Source organism: Virgibacillus sp. NKC19-16 (assembly GCF_021560035.1).
Taxonomy (GTDB): domain Bacteria; phylum Bacillota; class Bacilli; order Bacillales; family Amphibacillaceae; genus Virgibacillus_L; species Virgibacillus_L salidurans.
This window is the reverse complement of record NZ_CP074373.1, coordinates 2,377,919-2,400,040: the sequence shown is the minus strand read 5'-3', so window position 1 is coordinate 2,400,040 and position 22,122 is coordinate 2,377,919. Positions and strand designations below refer to the sequence as shown.

27 protein-coding genes, 1 pseudogene and 1 riboswitch are annotated in these 22,122 nt (G+C 39.0%); of the genes and pseudogenes, 21 read left to right on the top strand and 7 right to left on the bottom strand.

The genetic code is table 11. The features are described 5' to 3' along the window. The first annotated feature begins 167 nt into the window (after positions 1 to 167). The 10 genes from KFZ58_RS12365 (at position 168) to KFZ58_RS12320 (ending at position 10,623) form a co-directional block, all read left to right on the top strand. On the top strand, positions 168 to 959 hold the full coding sequence (locus KFZ58_RS12365; RefSeq protein WP_235791606.1) for a helix-turn-helix domain-containing protein: 792 nt from the start codon (positions 168 to 170) through the stop codon (positions 957 to 959). A gap of 147 nt (positions 960 to 1,106) precedes the next feature. Continuing rightward, entirely contained in the window at positions 1,107 to 2,345 is a 1,239-nt protein-coding gene (locus tag KFZ58_RS12360; RefSeq protein WP_235791605.1) for an LL-diaminopimelate aminotransferase, read from the top strand. A gap of 13 nt (positions 2,346 to 2,358) precedes the next feature. Continuing rightward, complete coding sequence (dapF, locus tag KFZ58_RS12355) at positions 2,359 to 3,243, top strand: diaminopimelate epimerase (RefSeq protein ID WP_235791604.1); 885 nt, start codon at positions 2,359 to 2,361, stop codon at positions 3,241 to 3,243. Positions 3,244 to 3,380: 137 nt separating this feature from the next. Beyond that, positions 3,381 to 4,202: a sulfite exporter TauE/SafE family protein gene (locus KFZ58_RS12350; protein ID WP_235791603.1), complete on the top strand. Its 822-nt coding sequence runs from the start codon at positions 3,381 to 3,383 to the stop codon at positions 4,200 to 4,202. A 12-nt stretch (positions 4,203 to 4,214) separates the two neighbouring features. Continuing rightward, positions 4,215 to 5,618, top strand: a complete 1,404-nt coding sequence (locus tag KFZ58_RS12345) for a bifunctional metallophosphatase/5'-nucleotidase (RefSeq protein ID WP_235791602.1) — start codon at positions 4,215 to 4,217, stop codon at positions 5,616 to 5,618. Positions 5,619 to 5,678: 60 nt separating this feature from the next. Beyond that, positions 5,679 to 5,990, top strand: coding sequence for a YunC family protein (locus KFZ58_RS12340; protein ID WP_235791601.1), 312 nt, complete (start codon positions 5,679 to 5,681; stop codon positions 5,988 to 5,990). Positions 5,991 to 6,104: 114 nt separating this feature from the next. Continuing rightward, a complete protein-coding gene (yunB, locus tag KFZ58_RS12335) occupies positions 6,105 to 6,866 on the top strand; it encodes a sporulation protein YunB (RefSeq protein WP_235791600.1) in 762 nt (253 codons plus the stop codon). A gap of 45 nt (positions 6,867 to 6,911) precedes the next feature. After that, a riboswitch (Lysine riboswitch) is annotated at positions 6,912 to 7,093 on the top strand. 136 nt (positions 7,094 to 7,229) lie between these two features. Further along, positions 7,230 to 8,789 (top strand): Na+/H+ antiporter NhaC family protein, encoded by a 1,560-nt coding sequence (locus KFZ58_RS12330; RefSeq protein WP_235791599.1) that lies wholly within the window; start codon positions 7,230 to 7,232, stop codon positions 8,787 to 8,789. A gap of 200 nt (positions 8,790 to 8,989) precedes the next feature. Next, complete coding sequence (locus KFZ58_RS12325; RefSeq protein ID WP_235791598.1) at positions 8,990 to 10,528, top strand: sodium-dependent transporter; 1,539 nt, start codon at positions 8,990 to 8,992, stop codon at positions 10,526 to 10,528. Further along, positions 10,525 to 10,623: a methionine/alanine import family NSS transporter small subunit gene (locus KFZ58_RS12320; protein WP_235791597.1), complete on the top strand. Its 99-nt coding sequence runs from the start codon at positions 10,525 to 10,527 to the stop codon at positions 10,621 to 10,623. The genes KFZ58_RS12325 and KFZ58_RS12320 overlap by 4 nt, the downstream gene beginning before the upstream one ends. Positions 10,624 to 10,662: 39 nt before the next feature. On the opposite strand, the gene KFZ58_RS12315 is transcribed toward KFZ58_RS12320, so the two are convergent. Together KFZ58_RS12315 and KFZ58_RS12310 are read right to left on the bottom strand one after the other, a co-directional pair. After that, positions 10,663 to 11,631 (bottom strand): M23 family metallopeptidase, encoded by a 969-nt coding sequence (locus KFZ58_RS12315; protein ID WP_235791596.1) that lies wholly within the window; start codon positions 11,629 to 11,631, stop codon positions 10,663 to 10,665. A gap of 40 nt (positions 11,632 to 11,671) precedes the next feature. Continuing rightward, positions 11,672 to 12,226, bottom strand: coding sequence for a YhcN/YlaJ family sporulation lipoprotein (locus KFZ58_RS12310; RefSeq protein WP_235791595.1), 555 nt, complete (start codon positions 12,224 to 12,226; stop codon positions 11,672 to 11,674). 133 nt (positions 12,227 to 12,359) lie between these two features. On the opposite strand from KFZ58_RS12310, the gene KFZ58_RS12305 reads away from it, so the two are divergent. Further along, entirely contained in the window at positions 12,360 to 12,635 is a 276-nt protein-coding gene (locus KFZ58_RS12305) for a YutD family protein (protein ID WP_235791594.1), read from the top strand. A gap of 29 nt (positions 12,636 to 12,664) precedes the next feature. On the opposite strand, the gene KFZ58_RS12300 is transcribed toward KFZ58_RS12305, so the two are convergent. Then, a complete protein-coding gene (locus KFZ58_RS12300; RefSeq protein WP_235791593.1) occupies positions 12,665 to 12,940 on the bottom strand; it encodes a hypothetical protein in 276 nt (91 codons plus the stop codon). Positions 12,941 to 13,201: 261 nt separating this feature from the next. Here KFZ58_RS12300 and KFZ58_RS12295 point away from each other — a divergent pair, with 261 nt between their 5' ends. Further along, positions 13,202 to 13,645: a DUF86 domain-containing protein gene (locus tag KFZ58_RS12295; protein ID WP_235791592.1), complete on the top strand. Its 444-nt coding sequence runs from the start codon at positions 13,202 to 13,204 to the stop codon at positions 13,643 to 13,645. Between the two features lie 14 nt (positions 13,646 to 13,659). Beyond that, positions 13,660 to 14,430 (top strand): 5' nucleotidase NucF, encoded by a 771-nt coding sequence (gene nucF, locus KFZ58_RS12290; protein WP_235791591.1) that lies wholly within the window; start codon positions 13,660 to 13,662, stop codon positions 14,428 to 14,430. Between the two features lie 30 nt (positions 14,431 to 14,460). Here nucF and KFZ58_RS12285 read toward each other — a convergent pair whose 3' ends face one another. Beyond that, positions 14,461 to 14,973, bottom strand: coding sequence for a phosphatidylglycerophosphatase A family protein (locus KFZ58_RS12285; RefSeq protein WP_235791590.1), 513 nt, complete (start codon positions 14,971 to 14,973; stop codon positions 14,461 to 14,463). A gap of 84 nt (positions 14,974 to 15,057) precedes the next feature. Between KFZ58_RS12285 and KFZ58_RS12280 the strand changes: the two genes are divergently transcribed. Both KFZ58_RS12280 and KFZ58_RS12275 read left to right on the top strand, forming a co-directional pair. Further along, positions 15,058 to 16,038 (top strand): YutH/CotS family kinase-like spore coat protein, encoded by a 981-nt coding sequence (locus tag KFZ58_RS12280; RefSeq protein WP_235791589.1) that lies wholly within the window; start codon positions 15,058 to 15,060, stop codon positions 16,036 to 16,038. Between the two features lie 21 nt (positions 16,039 to 16,059). Continuing rightward, entirely contained in the window at positions 16,060 to 17,022 is a 963-nt protein-coding gene (locus KFZ58_RS12275; protein WP_235791588.1) for a 2-hydroxyacid dehydrogenase, read from the top strand. A gap of 59 nt (positions 17,023 to 17,081) precedes the next feature. On the opposite strand, the gene KFZ58_RS12270 is transcribed toward KFZ58_RS12275, so the two are convergent. Next, complete coding sequence (locus KFZ58_RS12270; RefSeq protein ID WP_222642378.1) at positions 17,082 to 17,306, bottom strand: NifU family protein; 225 nt, start codon at positions 17,304 to 17,306, stop codon at positions 17,082 to 17,084. A 152-nt stretch (positions 17,307 to 17,458) separates the two neighbouring features. On the opposite strand from KFZ58_RS12270, the gene KFZ58_RS12265 reads away from it, so the two are divergent. From KFZ58_RS12265 to KFZ58_RS19380, 3 genes are all read left to right on the top strand, one after another. Further along, positions 17,459 to 17,788: a YuzD family protein gene (locus KFZ58_RS12265; RefSeq protein WP_235791587.1), complete on the top strand. Its 330-nt coding sequence runs from the start codon at positions 17,459 to 17,461 to the stop codon at positions 17,786 to 17,788. Between the two features lie 113 nt (positions 17,789 to 17,901). Next, the gene (locus tag KFZ58_RS19185; protein ID WP_255694822.1) at positions 17,902 to 18,033 is read left to right on the top strand and encodes a hypothetical protein; all 132 of its coding nucleotides are present in this window, start codon (positions 17,902 to 17,904) and stop codon (positions 18,031 to 18,033) included. A gap of 172 nt (positions 18,034 to 18,205) precedes the next feature. Beyond that, a complete protein-coding gene (locus tag KFZ58_RS19380; RefSeq protein ID WP_370642272.1) occupies positions 18,206 to 18,352 on the top strand; it encodes a PrpF domain-containing protein in 147 nt (48 codons plus the stop codon). 74 nt (positions 18,353 to 18,426) lie between these two features. On the opposite strand, the gene KFZ58_RS19180 is transcribed toward KFZ58_RS19380, so the two are convergent. Together KFZ58_RS19180 and KFZ58_RS12260 are read right to left on the bottom strand one after the other, a co-directional pair. Next, positions 18,427 to 18,633 carry an oxidoreductase gene (locus KFZ58_RS19180; protein WP_255695118.1) on the bottom strand — a complete coding sequence of 69 codons (207 nt, stop codon included), beginning with the start codon at positions 18,631 to 18,633 and terminating at the stop codon, positions 18,427 to 18,429. Positions 18,634 to 18,640: 7 nt separating this feature from the next. Beyond that, positions 18,641 to 19,555, bottom strand: coding sequence for an oxidoreductase (locus tag KFZ58_RS12260; protein WP_255694821.1), 915 nt, complete (start codon positions 19,553 to 19,555; stop codon positions 18,641 to 18,643). A 365-nt stretch (positions 19,556 to 19,920) separates the two neighbouring features. Here KFZ58_RS12260 and KFZ58_RS12255 point away from each other — a divergent pair, with 365 nt between their 5' ends. From KFZ58_RS12255 to KFZ58_RS12245, 3 genes and pseudogenes are all read left to right on the top strand, one after another. Continuing rightward, positions 19,921 to 20,238 (top strand): GNAT family N-acetyltransferase, encoded by a 318-nt coding sequence (locus KFZ58_RS12255; RefSeq protein ID WP_235791586.1) that lies wholly within the window; start codon positions 19,921 to 19,923, stop codon positions 20,236 to 20,238. A gap of 16 nt (positions 20,239 to 20,254) precedes the next feature. Next, positions 20,255 to 20,400, top strand: a pseudogene (locus KFZ58_RS12250) (DUF6366 family protein); the annotation flags it as partial. Positions 20,401 to 20,652: 252 nt separating this feature from the next. Continuing rightward, positions 20,653 to 22,053, top strand: coding sequence for a YfcC family protein (locus KFZ58_RS12245; protein ID WP_235791585.1), 1,401 nt, complete (start codon positions 20,653 to 20,655; stop codon positions 22,051 to 22,053). Positions 22,054 to 22,122: the final 69 nt, after the last annotated feature.

Below are 22,122 nucleotides of genomic sequence, written 5' to 3'. Positions count from 1 at the left end.
CTGAAGACCCCGCAGCGGCGGTCTTCCGCGAGGAGGCTGAAGCCGTGCCCGCGGAAAGCGACTGTCCGGAGCGGAAATCAACAAGCACTTATGTCATCTTTTATATCTTTTGTGTTAAAAGCCACAATCTTTTAGAATACAGCCTAGTATATAAAGGGGGGGCCTGAATGCTTTATCTAAATCCGGATAATTTTATTTTAAAGCCTTCATTCGCTACGATCCATTGCGAACCCAATTGGAGATGGAGAAAAAGGGACAGGCCTATGCCAAACTTTGACTTATTTTATGTGTGGAGTGGGGAGGGTGAATTAGTATTAAATGGGAAAACATATCAAATAGAAAAAGGTCACTGTTTTTTATTTAAACCCGGTGACGAGACTACAGCAACACATAATCCTCAAAACCCTCTCGTATTAACTTATATTCATTTTGATGTTGACGAGGCAGCTAGTTTGAAGAAGATGCCCTCCTCGCACAGGATTATCGAAGACATGATTAGCTTTGAATCATTATTAACACAATATGTTCGTTTGTTTTTAGTAAAGGCTTATGGTACAGAAATCGAAGCAAAGTTAATTTTAAAGCAGCTGTTGATTCGGCTTCTTCGAGAAGAGATGGAAAAGAAGGAACGATTAGAAGGTACAAATCATATGCTTGAAACGATTAGGGAAGTTGCTAATTATGTTCAACTACATCCTGGGAGGCCACATACAATTGAAAGTTTAGCAGCACGTGCAAATCTATCAGAACGGTATTTCTCTCAAAAGTTCAAACAAATTATTGGCCAAACGGTGAAGACCTATATTGTTCATTCCCGGATTAAACGGGCAGAACATTTACTTTATTTTTCTGGAATGACAGTAACAGAAACTGCGTCTGCACTTGGATACAATGATTTACACTTTTTCAGTAGGCAATTTAAAAAATACACAGGCCATAATCCTTCTGAAATACGTTAGAGGTTATCAAGTCACGTTCTTGGTAGCCTCTTTTATTTATAAACTTCCTACAAAAAGTACAAATATTTAGCTAAAGGATCTAAATTCATTATCATTTTAAAATGATAAGCTACTAACTAAGAAATCAAAACGGTTGGAGGCGTCAAAATGGTGATGACAGATTATATTCAAGCGCTTTTTGCAGATCGCATAGGTGGGGCTGAATTTGGATTAAAAGAGGAAGTATATAAATTTGAAAAGATTAAAAGAGCAAAAAAAGAAGCAATACAAACAAACCCGGGAATGGAATTAATTGATCTTGGTGTTGGTGAACCGGATGCAATGGCTGACCAAGCGGTCGTACGAAAGTTGGCTGAGGAAACAGGTAAACCGGAAAATCGTTTTTATTCTGACAATGGAACCGAGGAATTTAAGCATGCTGCAGTGACTTATATGAAAGATGTGTTTGGTGTAGGTGAACTACAGCCAGAGACAGAAATAAACCATGCGATAGGTTTAAAATCAGCTTTGTCCATGATTCCGACAGCATTTATTAATCCTGGTGATATTACGATTATGCCGACACCAAACTATCCGGTTATCGGTACGCATACAGAATATTTAGGTGGAGAGGTAGTCTGTTTACCGTTAATAGAGGAAAACGGCTTTCTTCCAGAGCTAGATTCATTATCAGATGATGCATTGAAAAAGGCAAAATTACTCTACTTAAATTATCCTAATAATCCAACTGGGGCAGTGACAACAAAGGCATTTTTCGAAGAGGTTGTCCAATTTGCTAAAAGGCATAAATTGATTGTTATCCATGACGCGGCATACGCTGCACTTGTGTTTGATGAGAAGCCGCTTAGTTTCTTATCTATCCCGGGGGCAAAAGAGGTAGGAATCGAGTTGCATTCCTTATCAAAATCCTTCAATATGACTGGATGGAGAATTGGTTTTGTCGCAGGAAATGCTAAGCTTATTTCCGCATTTAGTACGGTAAAAGATAACTATGATTCGGGTCAATTTATTCCAATTCAGAAAGCTGCAGCCTATGCTCTAGCACATCCGGAAATCACGGAGCAAACGGCTGCTAAATATTCGCGTCGCCATTCATTTTTAGTAAACGTATTGCGTGAATCAGGGTTTCATGTTGAAAAGCCAAAAGGATCCTTTTTCTTATATACACGGATTCCAAAAGCAGTCGCGGGCGGACCAGAATTCCATTCAGCAGAGGAATTTAGCCAATACTTAATAAAGGAATTGTTATTATCAACTGTCCCATGGGATGATGCAGGATCATTCATTCGCTTTTCGGTAACCTTTCAAGCAAATGGAATAGAGGAAGAAGAACGTATCTTAGATAAAATCAAATCACGGTTAAGCACGGTAACTTTCATCTTTTAAGGGGGGATTAAATATGATGTTTACGAAAATGCATGGCTTAGGAAATAATTATATCTTATTTGACCAATTGGATAATTCGGAAAATTCATTGCGAGAAGAGGACTATCCCGAACTTTCCAGAAAAATTTCCGATGTTAATTTTGGAATTGGCTCTGATGGGATTATCCTTATTTGCACGTCGGAAAAGGCTGATTTTAAAATGCGGATTTTCAATGAAGACGGTTCGGAAGCGAAGAATTGCGGAAATGGCTTACGCTGTGTGGCAAAGTTTCTCTATGATCACATGTATGCGGCCACACCTGATTTTACGATTGAAACGTTGGGTGGAATCGTAGGTGTTCATGTGGATGTTGGTAAAAATAAAACGGTAGAATATATCACTGTGGATATGGGAGCACCGAAACTATTAAAAGGCATGATCCCAATGAGAGGTGATGCCTTTGCTTCGGCTGTTAATGAATCTTATACCTTTGGCGAAGAAGCATATAAATTAACCTGTTTATCCATGGGAAATCCCCATGCAATTATGTTTGTTGATGATGTCCAAGAAATACCGCTAGAAGAGGTTGGACCAAGACTTGAACATTCCAGATTATTTCCGGAACGTGTGAATGTAGGGATCGTTCATGTAAAAAATCAGGTAGAAATGGATTACCGGGTATGGGAAAGAGGTTCAGGAATTACAATGGCCTGCGGAACAGGAGCTTGTGCTTCTGTCGTAGCAGCTACATTAAACGATCTGGTTGATCAAAATCAAGACATACTTGTGCATCTTCCAGGCGGTAATTTGACTGTAAAATGGGATGAACATGGGCATGTTTGGATGCGAGGTAGAGCTTCGTATATATGTCATGGGGAGTTGGGTGGTTTTCTTAATGTAGAAGATTTGATTGGATAGTTTCATAAAATAAATTGAGCTCGCGGTCTGCGGGCTTTTTTGTTTTGAAAACAAGTTAAAATGTCTCTGAATGGGAATCAGCGTAAATCAATGCTAATATAGGATGAGAAGTATATGAAAGATAGAAGGGCTAACCATTGGTTTTTATCATATGTGTTTTAATCGGAGTAATGACTGCTTTTTTAGGTAGTTTAATGGGCCTCGGTGGAGGGATTATCCTCATACCCAGCTTGTTGTTTCTGAGTAGTTTTATGGATTCCTTTGCGTGGGCGACACCACAAACTATTGTAGGCATCTCCCTCGTAACAATGATTTTTACAGCATTATCATCGACAATTGCTTATCATAAAATAAGACGGTTGGATTATAAAACCGGTTTGTTATTTTTATCAGGAAGTATTCCAGGTAGTGTGTTGGGATCTTGGTTAAATCAATTTTTTAATGCGGATAACTTTCTATTATATTTCGGTTTGGTCATGATTGTGATGTCATTCCTATTTTTTGTAAAACTGAAGCCAAAGGGATCTCAATCTGTGGATGGTAAGGGACGAGTAAAGCGTGAATTTTATGTGAATGGCGTGACTCATATCTACAGTGTCTCAATCTGGCTGGCTTTCTTCATATCGTTATTTGTGGGTACACTTTCAGGATTGTTTGGTATTGGTGGAGGGGCAATTATGGTGCCTGCCATGATATTATTATTTGGAATTCCGATACATATTGCTACAGGGATTTCTATGTTTATGATTCTATTTGTAAGTATCATAGGCGCGAGTACACATATTGCGCTTGGGCACATTGCATGGGAATATGTTTTCTTTTTTATTCCTGGTGCGTGGCTTGGGGCTAAGCTCGGTGTGATTGTAAATCAAAAACTGACAGGACAAGCCCTTGTGTGGATATTTCGTATTTTATTGATTTTTATTGGTTTACGCATGATTTTTCAAGGTCTGGCTTAAGGAGTATGACATATGCAGGAGAAACTTTATTTCTATTATACAAATGATTTACATAGTAATTTTGACCAGTGGCCGCGTGTTGCTGGCTTTTTCAAAGAGGCAAAAGCCAGCAGGGAAGCCGCGAATGAATCCTGCTGGTTAATCGATATTGGAGATCATGTTGATCGTGTTCACCCAATAGCGGAAGCCTTTATGGGGAAGGCGAATGTTGCGGTAATGAATGATGTTGGCTATGATTTAGCGACACTTGGCAATAATGAAGGGATCACATTAGCGCATGATGATCTTTTTCATTTATATGATGATGCCGAATTTCAGGTCGTTTGCGCTAATTTACACAGTATGGATGACGATGAACCTGACTGGCTTCAGCCAACTGTAAAAATTCAGTCCGTTGGCGGGGTGAAAGTAGGCGTGATTGGTTTAACGGCTCCGTTTAATGCCTTTTATGAACTGCTTGACTGGCATGTAGAACCTCCATATAAAACACTGGAAAAATATGTGGAACAGCTGAAAAAATCAACAGATATAATTATTTTGCTGTCCCATTTAGGACTTAACGAAGACCAGGAGATTGCTCGCAGGTTTGAAGATATTGATGTGATCATTGGTGGCCATACCCATCATCTGCTGCGTACGGGAGAATATGTCAACAATACGGTGATTACAGCTGCTGGGAAACATTGTGCCTTTGCTGGTGAGGTTATTTTAACATGGGATCACGAACGTCAAGAACTTGTTAAAAAGGAAGCATATACGACCGATATCACCCATCTTGCAAAAGACATGAAGGCAGAACAAAAGCTATTTGAACTTGAGGGACGAGCGGATGAAATTTTAGCGGAAAAGGTTGTTCACATTACCTCTCCAATTGAGATAAGATGGTTTAAGGATACCAAGATTATGCAGGAACTCACCAATACGCTAAAGGATTGGACGAAGGCGGATTGTGCTATGTTAAATTCGGGCCTCTTATTAGATCAGCTTCCTGCTGGTGATGTAACGTATAAGGACATTCATCGTATTTGTCCACATCCAATAAATCCGGTTGTCGTTGAGCTGTCGGGTGATGAGTTACTCGAGGTGATTCGCTCAAGCTTTACGAAGGATTTTATGGAATTGAAGTTAAATGGCTTCGGTTTCCGTGGAGAGATTCTTGGACGTATGTTATTTTCAGGATTACACGTGGTTACTGCTATGCATGAGACTGGAGAAGAATATGTTCGAGATGTTACGTTTCAAGGTTATCCATTGGAATCTGATCGTATTTATGCTGTTGCAACAGCGGATACATTCACATTTGGCCGACTGCTTCCTGAGATAGCTAAATCGGAAACGAAGCGTTATTTTTTACCAGAATTTTTGAGGGATTTGCTGGCAGATACGTTGCGGGATAAATTTGGCGATGAATCGTGACACTTTGCCCCACCTGTGCATACACATATAGTGTCATCACGAAGGAGGCATTTAATTTTCATGATTACAGTGAATCCGTTAGAGGTAGAGGGGATTATTTTTACAGCAGTTAAGGTAGAATTGCCGAAGACAAATTTATTAGTGATTTCAAATGATGTAGGTTACATTATGTGTGCGGCTTTGGATGTGGACTTCTTTAACGAGAATGAGAAATTGAGAAAGCGTGAGGTGATCGCCGGTCGAGCTGAAGGTGTACGTACCATTGATGAATTACTAAACGCTCCACTGGCAAAAATCACGGATGCTTCAAAGGAAGCATATGGCTGGGAAGAAGGCATGATCGGTAAGGATGCCCTGGTTAAAATATCCTAAATTGCAGGTGCCTCCCAAGTTGGGGGCATTTTTGTTTAAAAATAATTTTAAATTCTAACCCTCTCAAAACAAGCATAAGTTTGTTTTAAGGGGGTTTTTATGTTGAGACAGCGGATGGGATTTCTTAAAAATAAGACACCACCTCCAGGTAAAAATTTACTTGTTATTACAATGATTATGTTTGTTGTCGTTGTATCCTTCAGTATATGGTTTATTAATAGAGGAATCACACCAACGTTAATGGAAATAGCAGAAACAAAAACAGAAGAATTTGCAACACGTGCCATCAATTCCGCTGTTCGATTTTCAGAGGACTATGATTTTGAAGAGGTTGCAGATATTAACACAGATAATGAAGGAAATGTAACGATATATGGTTGGAATTCAAACGTTATAAATGAAATAAATCGGGTATCGACAGATCGGGTGGAAGAGTTTTTTTACAGGATGAATAGAGGGGAGCCACTTACCTTTGACAATCCCCTTGAGGAACCACTTGATGAAGACGACGAATCAACCTATGTCGAACTGGATCCGACTGTAGTAGATGTTCCAATAGGGCAAGCAACCGGTAATACAATCCTTGCCAATTTAGGTCCGACTGTTCCTGTTAATCTTGAACTTGCAGGAAGTGTGAGAACTGATGTCATTCATGAAATAGAGCCATTCGGGATAAATGGTGCTTTGGTCAATCTTTATTTAATGGTCGAAGCGGATGTGCAGATTGTCATCCCTTTTATAACCGAGGTTACAGAGGTGAGTACAAGAATTCATATTGACTCAGGCACAATTCTTGGAGATGTTCCCGAATTTTATGGGGGAGATGGTGATGACCCATCGATTGCAATACCAAGAGATGACTTGCAGGATGAATAAAAGTTTAGTATAATAATATCACAAGTTTAATAATGAACCTCAGATCGGTGAGGTAGAGGTGCAAATAATAGGAGTAGTCAACAGGAGAATGACACCTGTGATTGTTGATGAAAGGATTGTTTGCCGAAGTGTAATAAGTGTCAAACTTATTATTGCTGGTATATCTCCTGAATAAGAGATGTACTGTCATGCTTTTAAGCTAATTTGCATGGAGAACTATCGATCGAAATGGAGGATAACGTATATTGCAGGACAATGGTAGGTTATTTTCTATCATTGTCTTTTTTTGTGGCTTTTTTTAAAGGCATTATGCTCCGTTTAACTTTATCTCCATGCATACAAAAAATATTGGAGGTAACCGTAATGGAAGGAACCATCTTATCAATTATTCCAGCTGTCATTATGCTTATTCTTGTTTTATTGACGAGAAAAGTGTTGATTTCACTAGGAGCCGGGATTCTGATTGGCGCATTATTTATTCATGATTTTGCGATCTGGGATACAATAAAAGAAATAGGAACGGTATTTTATGAAATATTTGTCTTGGATGGAGCACTAAACACAGGAAATATTCTACTTATCAGTTTCCTGTTATTACTTGGTATTATGACAGCATTCCTGCAAGCATCCGGCGGGAGTAGAGCATTTGGTGAATGGATGGTAAAGCATGTGAAGACAAGGACCGGTGCTCAGATTGTAACCCCTGTTCTTGGCCTGATTATTTTTATAGATGATTATTTCAACAGTCTTGCTGTTGGTCAAATTGCTCGTCCATTAACAGATCGTCATAAGATTTCCAGAGCAAAACTTGCGTATTTTATTGATTCAACGTCGGCTCCAGTAACCGTACTTTCACCAATTTCGAGCTGGGGCGCGTATATTATAGGTATTCTTGGCGGTTTGTTTGCCGTTAATGGGATTACAGATATTCAACCGATAACAGCATTTATTCAAATGATTCCATTAAATCTGTATGCATTAGCTGCCATCCTCCTTGTGTTTTTAGTAGCTTATTATAAAATGGATATCGGCGCAATGCGCAGGCATGAGGAAAGGGCTGTTGAAAAAGGTGAGCTCCTTAACCCCGAGCAGGATAGTGTACCAGGTGATTTAGGGGATGCGTTAGATGCGCATAATGATGGAAAAGTGTACCACCTATTAGTACCGATTGGCGTTCTTATTGTAGCAACTGTCGCTTCCATGCTTATAACAGGAGCAAATGCGAGCGAAGGTGATGTTACGATACTAACGATGTTTGCTAATACGAATGTTAATTTATCTTTATTCATTGGCGGATTAATAGCAGTATTAACGTCTTACGCATTCCATTTGCAACAAAAGCAACCAAGGGCACAAGCACTAAAAATATTTATTGAAGGTATAAAAACAATGATACCAGCTATTTATATATTAGTATTGGCCTGGATGATCGGTTCTATCATTGGTACGCTGGAGACAGGGGAGTTTTTAGCGCAAGTTGTTACCGATGCTTCAATAAGTGCATCTATGCTGCCGTTCCTATTCTTCATTATTGCGGGACTCATGGCAGTCGCCACAGGCACATCTTGGGGAACATTCGGAATCATGTTGCCAATCGCTGCTGAAGTAACGGCGATTACAGATATTAATATGCTTCTTCCGTCATTAGCTGCGGTACTCGCCGGTTCAGTATTCGGCGATCACTGCACACCTATTTCCGATACAACGATCCTCTCGTCAACAGGGGCAGGGTCCAACCATATTGATCATGTTGTAACACAATTGCCATATGCCATTATAGCGGCAGCCGCAGCAAGCATTGGTTACTTGATTATCGGTTTAACAAATCAAGTAGTACTGGCCCTAATTGTTACTTTGATAATTATTATTGGTGTCGGGATAGTCATCGGTTTTATAAATAAATCAAAAGTAAATAAGGCGTAAAAAAGCATTCTTGCATCTACATGATGCAAGAATGCTTTTTAAGTAAAAATAATAAGAATAATATTAAAATTGCTTTGACATAGTCATAAAGTACCTATATAATAAATAACAGAAAAAAGTAAACATTTAAACATTCCTTGTTATAGTTGTACATACACTAAGTTATAACAAGGGAAAAATTTAAAAAGGGAGGTCTTTACATGGAAACACGTTCGCAATGGGGGACAAGAGCTGGTTTTATCTTAGCTGCTGTCGGGTCAGCTGTCGGTCTTGGTAATATTTGGCGATTCCCTGCAGAAGCCTATGCAAATGGTGGGGGAGCATTTTTTATTCCTTATTTATTCGCTTTATTAACTGCAGGTATTCCCATATTAATTATGGAATTTACATTGGGTCATAAGTACCGCGGATCAGCTCCATTAACGTTTAAACGGATGAATAAAAAAACGGAATGGGTTGGCTGGTGGGGCGTTGCAGTAGCTTTCGTAATCTCTACGTATTACTCTGTTATTATTGCCTGGGCAATATCGTACTCCATCTTTTCGCTTAATTTAAGTTGGGGGTCAGATACAGAAGGATTCTTATTTAATGAACATTTAAATCTAGTTGATGCTGGTCAGATAGGAAGTTTTGTTCCTGGTGTGCTTATTCCATTAATTATTGTTTGGATTGTTGTATTAGGTGTTTTGTTTGCAGGTGTTAAAAAAGGGATCGAAATGGCGAATCGAATATTTATTCCTGCATTAGTCATTGTTTTTTTGATTATCGTTATTCGGGCGGTAACATTACCTGGTGCAATGCAAGGGTTGAATGCATTCTTTTCACCTGATTTCAGTAGTATATTGTCACCAGACGTTTGGGTAGCGGCATATGGACAGATTTTCTTTAGTTTATCCATTGCATTTGCCATTATGATCACCTATTCCAGTTATTTGCCGAAAAAATCCGACATCACCAATAACGCTTTTATCGTTGGATTTGGAAACTCGAGCTTTGAGTTGCTAGCAGGTATTGGTGTGTTCGGTGTTCTAGGTTTTATGGCAATGCAGGCTAATGTACCTGTAGATGAAGTGGTTGCTGGTGGTGTGGGATTAGCGTTTGTAGTCTTCCCGCAGATTATAAATGAGTTCCCGGCTATGAATGAGTTGTTTGGATTTCTGTTCTTTGCTTCATTGGTCCTGGCGGGATTATCTTCGTTAATATCAATTACAGAGACATATGTTGCAGGCTTAGCTGACAAATTCAAAATTTCTAGAGGAAAAGCGGTATTATTTGGCGGTGGATTGGCAGCGCTTATTTCGTTTTTGTATGCTACACAGGGGGGATTAAACTTCCTGGATGCTGTAGACTACTTCATTAACCAATTCGGTGTGGCACTACTCGGATTAGTTGAAGTGATAATGATTGCATGGTTCTTGCGTGAACTGAAGGGACTTCAATCACATGCCAATGAATTTTCAGATATTCGTCTCGGCTCTTGGTGGACGATCAGCTTAACCGTTATTACACCAATTGTCTTAGGTTTTATGATGTATCAATTGTTTACACGAAATTTATTCCAGCAGTTTGATACACCAACCGGAAACTATGAAGGTTATCCTGATGCCTTTATTATGTACAGTGGTTGGGCTGTAGCCGCGGCTGCACTAATTGTAGGTATAGCAATGTCATTTACGAAATGGAAGTCAACAAAGCAGTCGAATGAAGAATCTGAATCAAGGGAGGAAAAAATAAAATGACCGGTGGAGCAATTTTTGTTATGATCCTTGGTATGGTAATCATTTGGGGTGGGTTAGCAGCAAGTATTACCTATGCTGTGAAAAAGTCAAAATAAGCAAAAGAGCTTCTACCATGTGGGTAGAGGCTCTTTTTCTCATTCGTTTTCCATTCGTTCCCATCTTTGTAGAAAAGGATAAGGGTCAAATGACCATTCACGTTCCCCGTTATCTTGGTACATGCCATAATGCAGATGTGGCGGGAATTTTCCGGAAGTTCCAGGTGGCCCATAACCAGTGGATCCTACACCACCAAGTTCATCGCCGGGCTGTACTACCTGGCCTACTTCTAAGTCGTCATTATATCCGCTCATATGCCCATAATAATGGTAGATGTTAAAGATATCACGTATGCCAATTCGCCAGCCGCCATACAAATTCCATCCCATCATTTCCACAACACCATAGGTAGTGGACTTTACCGGTGTTCCGTAGTCTGCAAATATATCTGTTCCTTCATGAATCCGCAGGCCGCCAAAACCACGCCTATCCCCCCATGTGTTGTTGTAGCTGTAATTATATTGGGTATCAACAGGAAAACTCCGGTCTGTTAAGTTAATATCCTGAAACTTTTTAAATACTTTGGACGTATTCATGATGGTTTGTACGGTGAGATCCCTTTTGTAATGGTTCCACAGGGCAATCTTTATATCATCTTCCGTCTGTCCGTATTCAAGCAAGATATTGGCCATCGTGTACAACACATCTTCCGCGTTATCTGGGTCTGCCTTATGATCGCCATTTCCATCTTTTCCTTTTCCACTAAAAAATTCAATTATCCGTTCATCTTTAATCATTGAACTATTTCCAATACCAAACCAGACCTCAGGTGGAATATCAATGGAAATGGCTTGTTCGTCATCGGGATCCTCCTGTATGTTCCGTTCATAATTATCAATTGCAGCCAAGTAATACCAAGGTATTTGAGTTAAGGCTTCCGTTTTTTTGAAAAGAGCCATTCGTTTATCATAAATATCCTCATCTTTCTCCTCGGCGAAAGCAGCCCCGGAGTACGTGAACATAGTCATCATGATAATTAAACAGATAAGCATTTTTCTGTTGAACATTTAGTTTCACCCCCTGACCGGTGACGTACGTTTCTTTGATTTAATCGTTTCCTTGTGGAGATTTTTCCATTTCTTCGATAATCCGGTCGATTGTATTATCATAATTACGATTTTCAGTAGTTGAATTAGACAGGCTTTCTATGTCCTCAATTAATACCTCATTGTCTGAAACATATACTTCAAAAAATCCCGGCATGATGGACATTGCTGTTTTCTTTGCAATGTCAGCTGCGTTGTTTTCATCTATATCTTCATCTTTTTCATAAGCAATGAGTACTTCCTCATCTGTAACAAGTGTTGCAACTTCCTCAAATCCGTCATTTCGTAAAATAACGCGTGTAATCGTATTAGCCATTTCATTACGATCTAATGTGATATTACGATTTCTCTCTCGGTCATTATCAACTTGATCCTTTGTATATCGAACGTAGCCTATCTTTTCGTCTAATTCTTCATTTACAGGTGGTTGTTGTTCTCTGGTTGGATTTAAAGGTTCAGCCTCATTTGGATCATCTCCGGCGTTATTCGTATCCCCGCAGCCAGCTAGTGCAAATAGCACAATGAAAACAACTGATATAAAAAATTTCGAATACATTATTTCCCTCCTTCAGGTTACAATTTTCCTTTATAGTGTCTGTACAGATACGCCAATTCATGCATGAAATTATTTCTAGTCTGTGTGCATGAATTATGATAAACTATAGACAGCTTAAGCGAGGTGAGTAGCTTTGATTGAATTACATGGAAAAAATTACGAAATTATCGAGAATAATAAAGATGGATTTGAAGAAGAGGCTTTTACAGAACGTTATTCAGAAATCTTGTCCAAATATGACTATATTGTAGGCGATTGGGGTTACGAACAATTGAGGCTTAAGGGCTTTTACAATGATCATAATAAGAAAGCACCACCGGATATAAAAATAGCTGCATTAGACGATTATCTGTATGAATACTGTAATTTCGGCTGTGCCTATTTTGTTTTAAAAAAGGTGGATAAATAGAAAGGGGTAGTAGTTCCGGTTGTGAACTACTACTCCTTTTCTTTCGGATTGCCTGGCTCATCGTGGAGAGGATGCGCACCTGGGGTCTGTCTAGGAAGATCATCATGCAAATCCCTGTCAGGGTATACAAAAGCACTATCACGTTTTTGACCCTCTCTCCATGGTGTTGACTTCCCTTCTACTTTTTCATCCTTATGAATAGTCGATCCAAACGGTCCCTCCGGATATTCTTCCGGAATTAACGTGTTTCTTCTACTATCTACATTGGAAAAATCGGAGTAATTCTTTTTCTCCTTTTTTTTCATATGGGATCATTCCTTTCTGTGCTTATTTTTCACCTAAAGTGAGAATATATGATGAACAATTTTTACTATTTAACATGGGGAGAGAATCGGGAGATCCAGCATCCAAACCGGGAGAGCATTCCTCGAAAACGGTCATCCATTTAATAATTATTTGAAACACTTCCTTTAAAATCGCTGACATTTACTGTACCACGTTTTCTTCTATTATTCATACACAATATGGTATGATAAAGGGGTAGTATGACAATCGGAGGGTTACCAATGTATTTTGTTGATCGGAGTAAAATTGAACAAACGGTTTTATATATGGATGAAATCATACAGGAATTGGACAGGTATAAGTATGAATCTTTCCTTGAAAAATTGAGCCTGGAAAGAATGGTTCATGTCTTAATTGAATCTACATTAGACGCGGGAAATATGATGATAGATGGGTTTATTATGCGTGATCCAGGTGGATATGAAGATATTATTGATATTTTAATTGATGAGAAAGTATTGCCTCAGAATGAAGAGAAGACATATAAAGAAATGATTCGTTTACGCAAAATGATTGTAAATGATTATGCGTCAATCGATCACGACAAGTTAAAAGAAACGGTTATTGGAAACAAGGATATTTTTGCGAATTTCAGCACACATATAAGAAAATACTTAGATAACGAACTGGGAGTTGCGAACGCATTTTCAAATGAGTCGTTGTGAAATGAGGGTAAAAGTTGAAGCGATATAAAGGTTATTTAATTGATTTGGATGGTACGATGTATCGGGGGATTGATCCGATTGACGGGGCTGCTGATTTTGTAAATGCTTTGAATAATCATGACATTCCCTATTTATTTTTAACAAATAATTCATCGAAAACTCAAGGTGATGTTTCCGATAAGCTGAACGCGATGGGAATTAAGTCGGCTCCTGAAAATGTGGTTACGACAAGTCTGGCAACGGCGACTTATATTAAACAGAAAAAAGCGGATGCTCGCTGTTATGTCATTGGGGAAGAAGGGATTCATCAGGCTCTGGAAGAACAAGGTCTTACGATTACCGACGAGGATTGTGATTTCGTTGTCGTTGGAATTGACCGTCATGTAACGTATGAAAAATTTGCGAAGGCCTGCTTAGCTATTCGCAATGGTGCCACATTTATTTCTACAAACAGCGATGTTGCTATTCCAACTAGCGCCGGACTTCTACCAGGAAATGGTGCACTTACATCCGTGATCACAGTGAGTACAGGGATCACGCCGATTTTTATTGGAAAACCGGAAGCGATCATTATGGAACAGGCATTGCAGATATTAAACCTGCCAAAGCGTGACACATTAATGGTGGGAGATAATTATAATACAGATATTCTTGCAGGGATTCATGCTGGCATCGATACACTAATGGTCTTTACCGGTGTAACACCTTACGAGGAACTTGCCAACTTGGAAAGAAAGCCTTCCTATCATGTGCAGCGTCTAACGGAATGGATTGAAAAAATATAGGAAGAGCAAATCTGCTCTTCCTACCTGTTTCTAATCATCTATATTCGCATCATCAACATTGCTATGTGCTAATCTGCTTGAGGCAGATGCTGCGATAGCTCCCACAATATCGTCTAGAAATGTGTGAACTTCGCCTGTCGATTTATCATTTAACTTCTTTAAAATTCCTGGTTTTTGTTTGTCAATATATCCGTAATTGGTAAAACCAATAGATCCATACACATTCACAATGGAAAGGGCGATCACTTCATCAATTCCATATAAACCTTCGTCTGCGTCAATTGTTTTCTGCAACGGCTGTTCCAGCATTTTCTTCTCGGCTAATTCATCCAACTGTATACCTGTTAAGATGGCATTTTGAACTTCTCTTTTCGTTAATACACGATCAACGTTGTACCTGCACACATCCATGCTTAAGTTGTCATGATATTTTGACTGTAAGTAATATACAAGCTCCGCAATATCATCTAATTGAACGCCTCGTTGAGTTAACCATTGTCTAGCTTTTAGTTCTAATTCGCTTTTATTTGTATTTTCCTCCACTACGATCACCTTTTCTTTTAGAATTTAAGTTAAGAATTGCCTGATTTGCTCATATACTAATGATAAAAGCAAATGGGGGAGATAATGTTGCCTTTGAGAGAATTACTAGCTACACATTACGCTATCCAAACAGAAGAGAAATTGGTGCTGGATGGTAAGGAAGGCTATAGACAGGGCGAATATGTTTATTTTACCATTTCTGCCGATAATAAGGAAATTATCTATATGGAGCAAGCTGCACTTGCGTATTATCTAGTGGAAAATGGGTACAGGCATCTTGCTATTCCGATCCCAAATGTCCATGGAGAGTGGTTCAGCCTACACCAGGATAAGAAGTACATCGTCCTGCAGGTACAGTATACCCAGCAAGGAAATGATTTACCAAAAGGGGAAGTCTTGGCAAATTTTCATCAAGTAGGTTCCGCTTATAGCTATGAACCACAGTCCATTTCCAGCTATGGCGGGTGGAAGCAATTATGGATTGATAAATTAACTGTGTTTGAAACGAAAATTGAAAAAGATGCTCTGGATCATTCATCAAATTACCATCGATTACTGATGGATGTCCTGCCATATATTATTGGAATCAGTGAAAATGCGATCCAATATATTGGGGAAAGTGAAAAGGATTATCGATTTCACGACGCTGATCAAGGTACGATTGCTTTTAGAAGATATGCAGGTAATTTAGTGAATCCGGTTTTGTGGACGAATGACTTGGTATATGATCATCCAACAAGGGATTTGGCTGAATATATTCGTCTGTTGATGCTTGGTAATAACGATCAACAAGAAATTATTACATTCTTGAATGATTATCAATCCATTAGACCATTATCTGTTTTTAGCTGGCGTCTCTTGTACGCAAGATTGATATTCCCCATGCATTTATTTGATGTAATCGGCAAAGGATTTTTAAATCAGCTCCCACACGATCAGCTTCATGAAGAAATAACAGTACTTCTCGATAAGCAAGCAATTTACGAGAAAAAATTACGCCATTTCTTCCAAATAGCGAACGTTGAAACAGAATCACTACATATCCCTGTGTTACACTGGCTGTAACAAATGAGTAAGGGGTGGCACATGACAAAACCATACATTTATATTACTAGAAAAATTCCGGATGAAATAATCAATCCATATGTAGAGCAATTTGATTTTAAAATGTGGGAAAAGGCAGATGAACCAGTACCGAGAGATATTTTACTAGAAGAGGCTAAGCGTGCAGATGGTTTATTATGCATGTTAAGCGAAAATATTGATAAAGAGCTTTTGAATATAGCCCCCCAGTTGAAAATTGTCGCAAATTTGGCGGTGGGTTATGATAATATAGCTGTTGACGAAGCAAAAGAACGTGGCATCACGATAACAAACACACCTGACGTGTTAACGGAAACGACTGCTGATTTAACATTTGCATTACTGATGGCAACCGCAAGACGTATCGTGGAGGCAGATACCTATATACAAAAAGATTTATGGAGAAATTGGGCTCCGTATTTACTTGCAGGTTCTGATATTCATCATAAAACAATCGGAATTGTGGGGATGGGAAGAATTGGCGAAGCGGTGGCTAGACGTGCGAAAGGTTTTGGCATGTCGATTCTATATCATAACCGTTCACGTCATGTTGAAGCAGAAAAAGAGCTTCAGGCAACCTATGCTGATTTTAAAGAACTGTTAACTACATCTGACTTTGTTGTTTCATTAATACCATTGTCAAAGGATACAAATCAACTGTTTGACCGAGATGTATTTGATAAAATGAAATCATCTGCTATTTTCATCAATGCGTCACGTGGTGCTACAGTTGATGAGGAGGCTTTATATGATGCATTGCGGACAAATCAGATAAAAGCAGCCGGACTGGACGTATTTACAGAAGAACCGATTCGAGCAAATCATCCGCTTGTTCAATTGGATAACACCGTATGTTTGCCGCATATCGGTTCAGCTACGGAACAAACTCGTACAGACATGTTGAATCTGTGCCTTGATAATATTGCAGCAGTCTTTTCCGGAAATGCGCCGAAGACTCCTCTTTAAAAAACAAAAGCAGACATCTTTGAAAAAAGCTGTCTGCTACATTTATATGTGTTATTATATTAAAATACTTGTTCGATTTCTTTAACGCCAGGAACTTCAGACATTAATGCACGCTCAATTCCAGCTTTTAACGTAATTGTAGAACTTGGGCAATTGCCACAGGCACCCATGAGACGAATAAGAACAATGCCATCATCATCAACATCAACTAACTCTACATCCCCACCATCACGCAGTAAAAATGGACGAAGTTTGGTAATTACCTCTTGTACTTGTTCTTCCATTATTCATCTTCTCCTTTCTATCTCTAATTATAAAGGGTATTTGTTGAAAAATCTATCTAAGATTTAAATTGCATGTTTACTAATTAATTATATTTTACCTCTTTACAAATATTATGTAAAATAAAAGTAACTGGAAAAAGGGGGATTTCGAAATGGGAACGGCAAAAGTTGCGATTACCATATACGGTGCTGAACAAATCTGTGCGAGCTGTGTCGGTGCACCAGGCTCAAGGGACACCTACGAATGGCTTCAAGCCGCCATTGGACGAAAATATATCGACGAATCCATTGAATATGAATATGTTGATATTGATCAACCTCCAAACGTAGAGAAACACCAACAATTTGTTCACAGTGTTTTTGAAGAAGATTTATTTTATCCAATCGTATTTGTAAATGAAGAAATGGTCGCAGAGGGAATACCGCGGTTGAAAACGGTCTATAATGAGCTGGATAAGCATGGTGTTAGGCTGCGAGGTTGAGTTTTCTGATCGTTTGAGAGTTGAAGGCTTTAGAATAGTTCATGAAAATCAAGATAATGAGCTCTTGATTTATATTGTGGCAGCCTGAAGTAGAGGAGATGTATATAAGTAAAATGAGTAGACAGCGTGATAAGGCTAGTAAAAAACATGACCGTTTTGAGTGGATTGTTACAATAAGTGAAATACTGTTGTTTTTTCCACGTCTTATTATGAAATTTGTTAGATGGGTATTTGATCTTATTTAAGTGATGAAAATAAGATATACTGAGGAACTATTAAAAGATCATATTCAACATTATAGGAAGTCCAGATCCTTATGGACAGTAGATTGATGGAATGGGTGGTGCAACTTCAAGTACTAGTAAGGTGGTCATTTTAAACAAAAGTGTGTAGATTATTTATTCGGGCAGGTAGCCATTGGGCAATCAGCTGATTGATTATAGTGGCAACTGTGGGAATCTTACTTCGGATGCTGGTCTATTTGAAATACATAGAGGTCTAGTAAAAGCTCCAAAGAACGGAATGATTACAGTTAATATCTGGCAGGAAAATATCCGGAAATGAAATCATAGCTCATGTTCCAATAAAGAATCATAAAAAGAACTGAAGATCACAAGATCTTCAGTTCTTTTTATCTACTACATTTCTAATTCAAAATCCTTCACGTACGCTTGCGGAGTCATAATCGCTTTTCCATCGAACTTATTGAGCGGCTCGCCGCGCTGAACACGGTTTGGTGTATTCGGATTCGCGAGTGCCTGGCGGGCAATTCCAACAAAGTCGGCTTGGTTTTGTTTCAAGACATTTGCAGCTTTTGAGGGGTTACTTAATTCCCCGCATGCAATAACAGGCTTATCCGTGAACCTTTGCGGCTTCTGCCATCGTCATCGTGTCTTCGCCGAATCCAGGTGTAGTCGCGTCATCATCTGAAATGTGAATATAGTCTGTACTCGTTTTTCCGAGTTCTGAGAAGATGATTTCTGCTTCCGCTTCCCCGCCCGGCCATTTGTAGCTACCGTTCGTTGCTTTCATCTGAGAGATCCGAATACCGAGCATCATGTCAGTCCCAATTGCCTCTCTTACTTCCTCGATCACTTCTTTAAGAAGACGTACTCGGTTTTCTACACTGTCCCCATATTGATCGGTTCGATGGTTGCTGGTTTCAGATAAAAATTCGTCGAGTAAATAACCGTTCGCTCCGTGTAATTCAACCCCGCTGAAACCTGCTTGTTTCGCAAGTTCTGCCGATCGAACGAAGCCGCTTTTCACTTCTACAATTTCCTCTAACGTTAACGCTTTTGCAGTTGGGAACGGACCGCTGCCATAATATACTTCTACTTTATCCGCTGGCGGAGAAAACGCAGATGGTGCAACTGTAACATCCGTATAATAATTTCCTTGTGTTTGGGCTCCTCCGTGCATAAGTTGCGCAATCATTAACGCTCCGTGAGACTTCACGCTGCTTACGACCTGCTTCCAGGCTTTCGCATGCTTTTCAGTCGCGAGTCCGCCTTGATATTTGTATGCCTGGCTATGCTGGGTGTCCGGATATACACCTTCCGTGATGACCGCCGCAAATCCTCCTTTCGCAAAACGTTCGTAGTACTTGTGCACGCGTTCATTCGGTGTGCCATCTTCTTCTGAGCTGACGCGTGTCATCGGCGCCACAATATAGCGATTACGTAGTATATGGTTTCCTATGTTGCCTTGATTAAATAATTCTTCCACGATAATCACCTTGCTTTCATTAACTTCTAATCTGTTCATTCCTTTTCAACCGCAAGATTAAACCTCTAGAAATTGTTTTGCCTTTACGTCTTCCATGTAATTACTAAGGAATAAATTTTTACTAAAGCCAGCTTTCACCTATACGCAAACGGGCGCTCACTCGTAATAAAATAAGCGTCTTTTTTACTAAATAAAATTGAATGTAGTGGCAGTTTCTGAAATAATTGGTATTAGTCAACAAGAGGGACAGCAAAACTGTCCCTCTTGTTGAAAATGTATGATGTGAATACCAACATGATTGATGGTCACATACGAGAAAATAAAGAACCTATTTGCGAAAATACTTATAAACAAGTGAGTTGAGTATGCTTTTTTAAATTCTATTCAGGAGGGTTATACTTATTATGCCATTATTACTTGAAACAAAACGTTTGTTATTAAGGCCATTTGAGTTAGAGGATGCTGCAGGAGTCCAAAGGCTGGCTAATGATAAAGAGTTAGCTAATACTACTTTCTTGCCTCATCCATACCATGTAGAAGATGCAGAAAATTGGATAAGAAGCCATCCACAACTTATTGAAAGCAAGGATGCTTTTCCATTTGCAGTTATTCTTAAATCTGATGAAATATTAATAGGAACAATGACTCTTAGAGTTGATAAATTACATAACAAAGGTGAGTTAGCTTATTGGATTGGTAAAATGGGCAGAGATAACTCCTGAAGAAAGATGAGAAAGAATGAGACAAAAGGAATTAAAAAATCCTCTAGTAGTATTCATGGCAGTGGTCTTCCTGATTTGGTGGGTGGTTTGGGGTGGAAGGGTACTGGAATACTTATTCTTGTGTTAATATTAGGTTTTATAATATATGCCGTTTTCTTTCGTGAACGAGCACTTTTCGGAAATTTGTATGGGCGAAATATTATTAAATCATTCGAACGCATGTATAGGAATTTGAGATTTGAATAAATAAACAGAAGTGTCTATCTAGGGACAGGGGGGACAAGAACACAGTATCTATTGTTGAGATGTATGATATGAATAACAACATGATTGATGGGTGCACCGATCGGGAAAGGACCCCGTCCCTAGTCCCATTTATTATAATTTTTTAACTAACAAAAAGGATGATTGAATATGCAGCATGAAAAGAAAAGTAAAAAATTATTGGATCGCATTCCACATCCATTGGCATTATTGTTTTTTATTGTTGTTGGTGCAGCTATTTTGACGTACATTATTCCAGCTGGATCTTATGAAAGGGAAACCGTTGATGATACTACTCAAACCGTTCCCGGATCATTTGAATATACTGAGAGCAACCCTGTTGGCATTATGGAGTTATTTACTGCGATTCCTGAGGGTTTCCAGGAAATGTCAGACATTGTATTTGTCACATTTGCCGCAGCCATGATGTTTGGATTATTAGAAAGAACAGGGATGCTTGAAAATACAGTTGGGACATTCGTTCGCAAAGTTGGTGTTGAAAGGCGCTTTCTTATTGTTGTGATTATGACCTTTGTTTACGGATTTTTTGGCATATTTATTGGACTTGAAAATAATATCGCCCTTGTTCCAATAGCTGTTTTATTGAGTGTTGCCATAGGTGGAGATGCAATGCTCGGTGCGGGTATTGCAATAGGCGGTGTGCTGGTAGGATTTGGACTCTCTCCGTTCAATCCGTATACAGTTGGTGTAGGGCACAGGATAGCAGAAATGGAACTTTTTTCGGGCTGGATTTTTAGAAGTATTCTGGTGGTTACCACGCTATCTGTATTATCTTATTTTAACGTTAGATATTTTAAAAAGATTTTAAAGGACCGGGATAAAAGCCTTGGTTACGACATTGATACCAGCGACATGAAACTTAGTAAATCAATTGACTCCTATCATATGAGGAAAAGGGATATTGCCATGTTGCTTGTGTTTATCTCAGGGATTATTGTTATGCTTGTTGGTATTTTTACACAAGGGTGGTATATCAATGAAGTTGCTGCGATATATCTTATGATCGGCATTGCCTGTGGGATTATTGCTAAAATGAATGCCAGTCAAATCGCTCAAGTATTTTCGAAGGCACTTGAACCTAGTGCATTAGCAGCTATTCTGATTGGTGTAGCAATGGCGACTCAAGTGGTGCTGAACCATGGAAATATCAGTGATACAGTTGCTCATGGCCTTACCTCACTGTTGGAACATTTGCCAACAACGCTAGCCGCTGTGTTCATGGCAATATCCCAGTCGATTATCAATATTTTGATTCCAAGTGGCAGTGGTCAAGCAGTAGTGACGTTACCAATCATGATTCCTGTTGGTGATATGTTAGACATTACACGGCAAACGACAATCTTAGCATTTCAAATCGGCGATGGTCTGACAAATTTATTTTCACCCACATTAGCTGGGTTAATGGCAATGCTTGGATTATGCAGGGTACCTTATGGAAGATGGATCAGGTATATTTTTCCTTTTGTTATTATAGCAATTTGTATATCTTTTGTCGCCTTAGTTATTAGTGTCTTAATTAATTGGGGGTGATCGATATAATGTACCTTATAGAATAATTTTGTTTTTTTGCCGTTATCGGTTGCTTTTACTAAATAAGGA

Excerpts from the sequence above, each read along its gene's own strand:
- KFZ58_RS12365 (WP_235791606.1), top strand. The coding sequence starts at position 168 with ATGCTTTATCTAAATCCGGATAATTTTATTTTAAAGCCTTCATTCGCT.
- KFZ58_RS12360 (WP_235791605.1), top strand. The coding sequence starts at position 1,107 with ATGGTGATGACAGATTATATTCAAGCGCTTTTTGCAGATCGCATAGGT.
- dapF (WP_235791604.1), top strand. The coding sequence starts at position 2,359 with ATGATGTTTACGAAAATGCATGGCTTAGGAAATAATTATATCTTATTT.
- KFZ58_RS12345 (WP_235791602.1), top strand. The coding sequence starts at position 4,215 with ATGCAGGAGAAACTTTATTTCTATTATACAAATGATTTACATAGTAAT.
- KFZ58_RS12340 (WP_235791601.1), top strand. The coding sequence starts at position 5,679 with ATGATTACAGTGAATCCGTTAGAGGTAGAGGGGATTATTTTTACAGCA.
- yunB (WP_235791600.1), top strand. The coding sequence starts at position 6,105 with ATGGGATTTCTTAAAAATAAGACACCACCTCCAGGTAAAAATTTACTT.
- KFZ58_RS12330 (WP_235791599.1), top strand. The coding sequence starts at position 7,230 with ATGGAAGGAACCATCTTATCAATTATTCCAGCTGTCATTATGCTTATT.
- KFZ58_RS12325 (WP_235791598.1), top strand. The coding sequence starts at position 8,990 with ATGGAAACACGTTCGCAATGGGGGACAAGAGCTGGTTTTATCTTAGCT.
- KFZ58_RS12320 (WP_235791597.1), top strand. The coding sequence starts at position 10,525 with ATGACCGGTGGAGCAATTTTTGTTATGATCCTTGGTATGGTAATCATT.
- KFZ58_RS12315 (WP_235791596.1), bottom strand. The coding sequence starts at position 11,631 with ATGTTCAACAGAAAAATGCTTATCTGTTTAATTATCATGATGACTATG.
- KFZ58_RS12310 (WP_235791595.1), bottom strand. The coding sequence starts at position 12,226 with ATGTATTCGAAATTTTTTATATCAGTTGTTTTCATTGTGCTATTTGCA.
- KFZ58_RS12300 (WP_235791593.1), bottom strand. The coding sequence starts at position 12,940 with ATGAAAAAAAAGGAGAAAAAGAATTACTCCGATTTTTCCAATGTAGAT.
- KFZ58_RS12295 (WP_235791592.1), top strand. The coding sequence starts at position 13,202 with ATGTATTTTGTTGATCGGAGTAAAATTGAACAAACGGTTTTATATATG.
- KFZ58_RS12280 (WP_235791589.1), top strand. The coding sequence starts at position 15,058 with ATGTTGCCTTTGAGAGAATTACTAGCTACACATTACGCTATCCAAACA.
- KFZ58_RS12275 (WP_235791588.1), top strand. The coding sequence starts at position 16,060 with ATGACAAAACCATACATTTATATTACTAGAAAAATTCCGGATGAAATA.
- KFZ58_RS12270 (WP_222642378.1), bottom strand. The coding sequence starts at position 17,306 with ATGGAAGAACAAGTACAAGAGGTAATTACCAAACTTCGTCCATTTTTA.
- KFZ58_RS12265 (WP_235791587.1), top strand. The coding sequence starts at position 17,459 with ATGGGAACGGCAAAAGTTGCGATTACCATATACGGTGCTGAACAAATC.
- KFZ58_RS19185 (WP_255694822.1), top strand. The coding sequence starts at position 17,902 with ATGAGTAGACAGCGTGATAAGGCTAGTAAAAAACATGACCGTTTTGAG.
- KFZ58_RS12260 (WP_255694821.1), bottom strand. The coding sequence starts at position 19,555 with ATGAACAGATTAGAAGTTAATGAAAGCAAGGTGATTATCGTGGAAGAA.
- KFZ58_RS12255 (WP_235791586.1), top strand. The coding sequence starts at position 19,921 with ATGCCATTATTACTTGAAACAAAACGTTTGTTATTAAGGCCATTTGAG.
- KFZ58_RS12245 (WP_235791585.1), top strand. The coding sequence starts at position 20,653 with ATGCAGCATGAAAAGAAAAGTAAAAAATTATTGGATCGCATTCCACAT.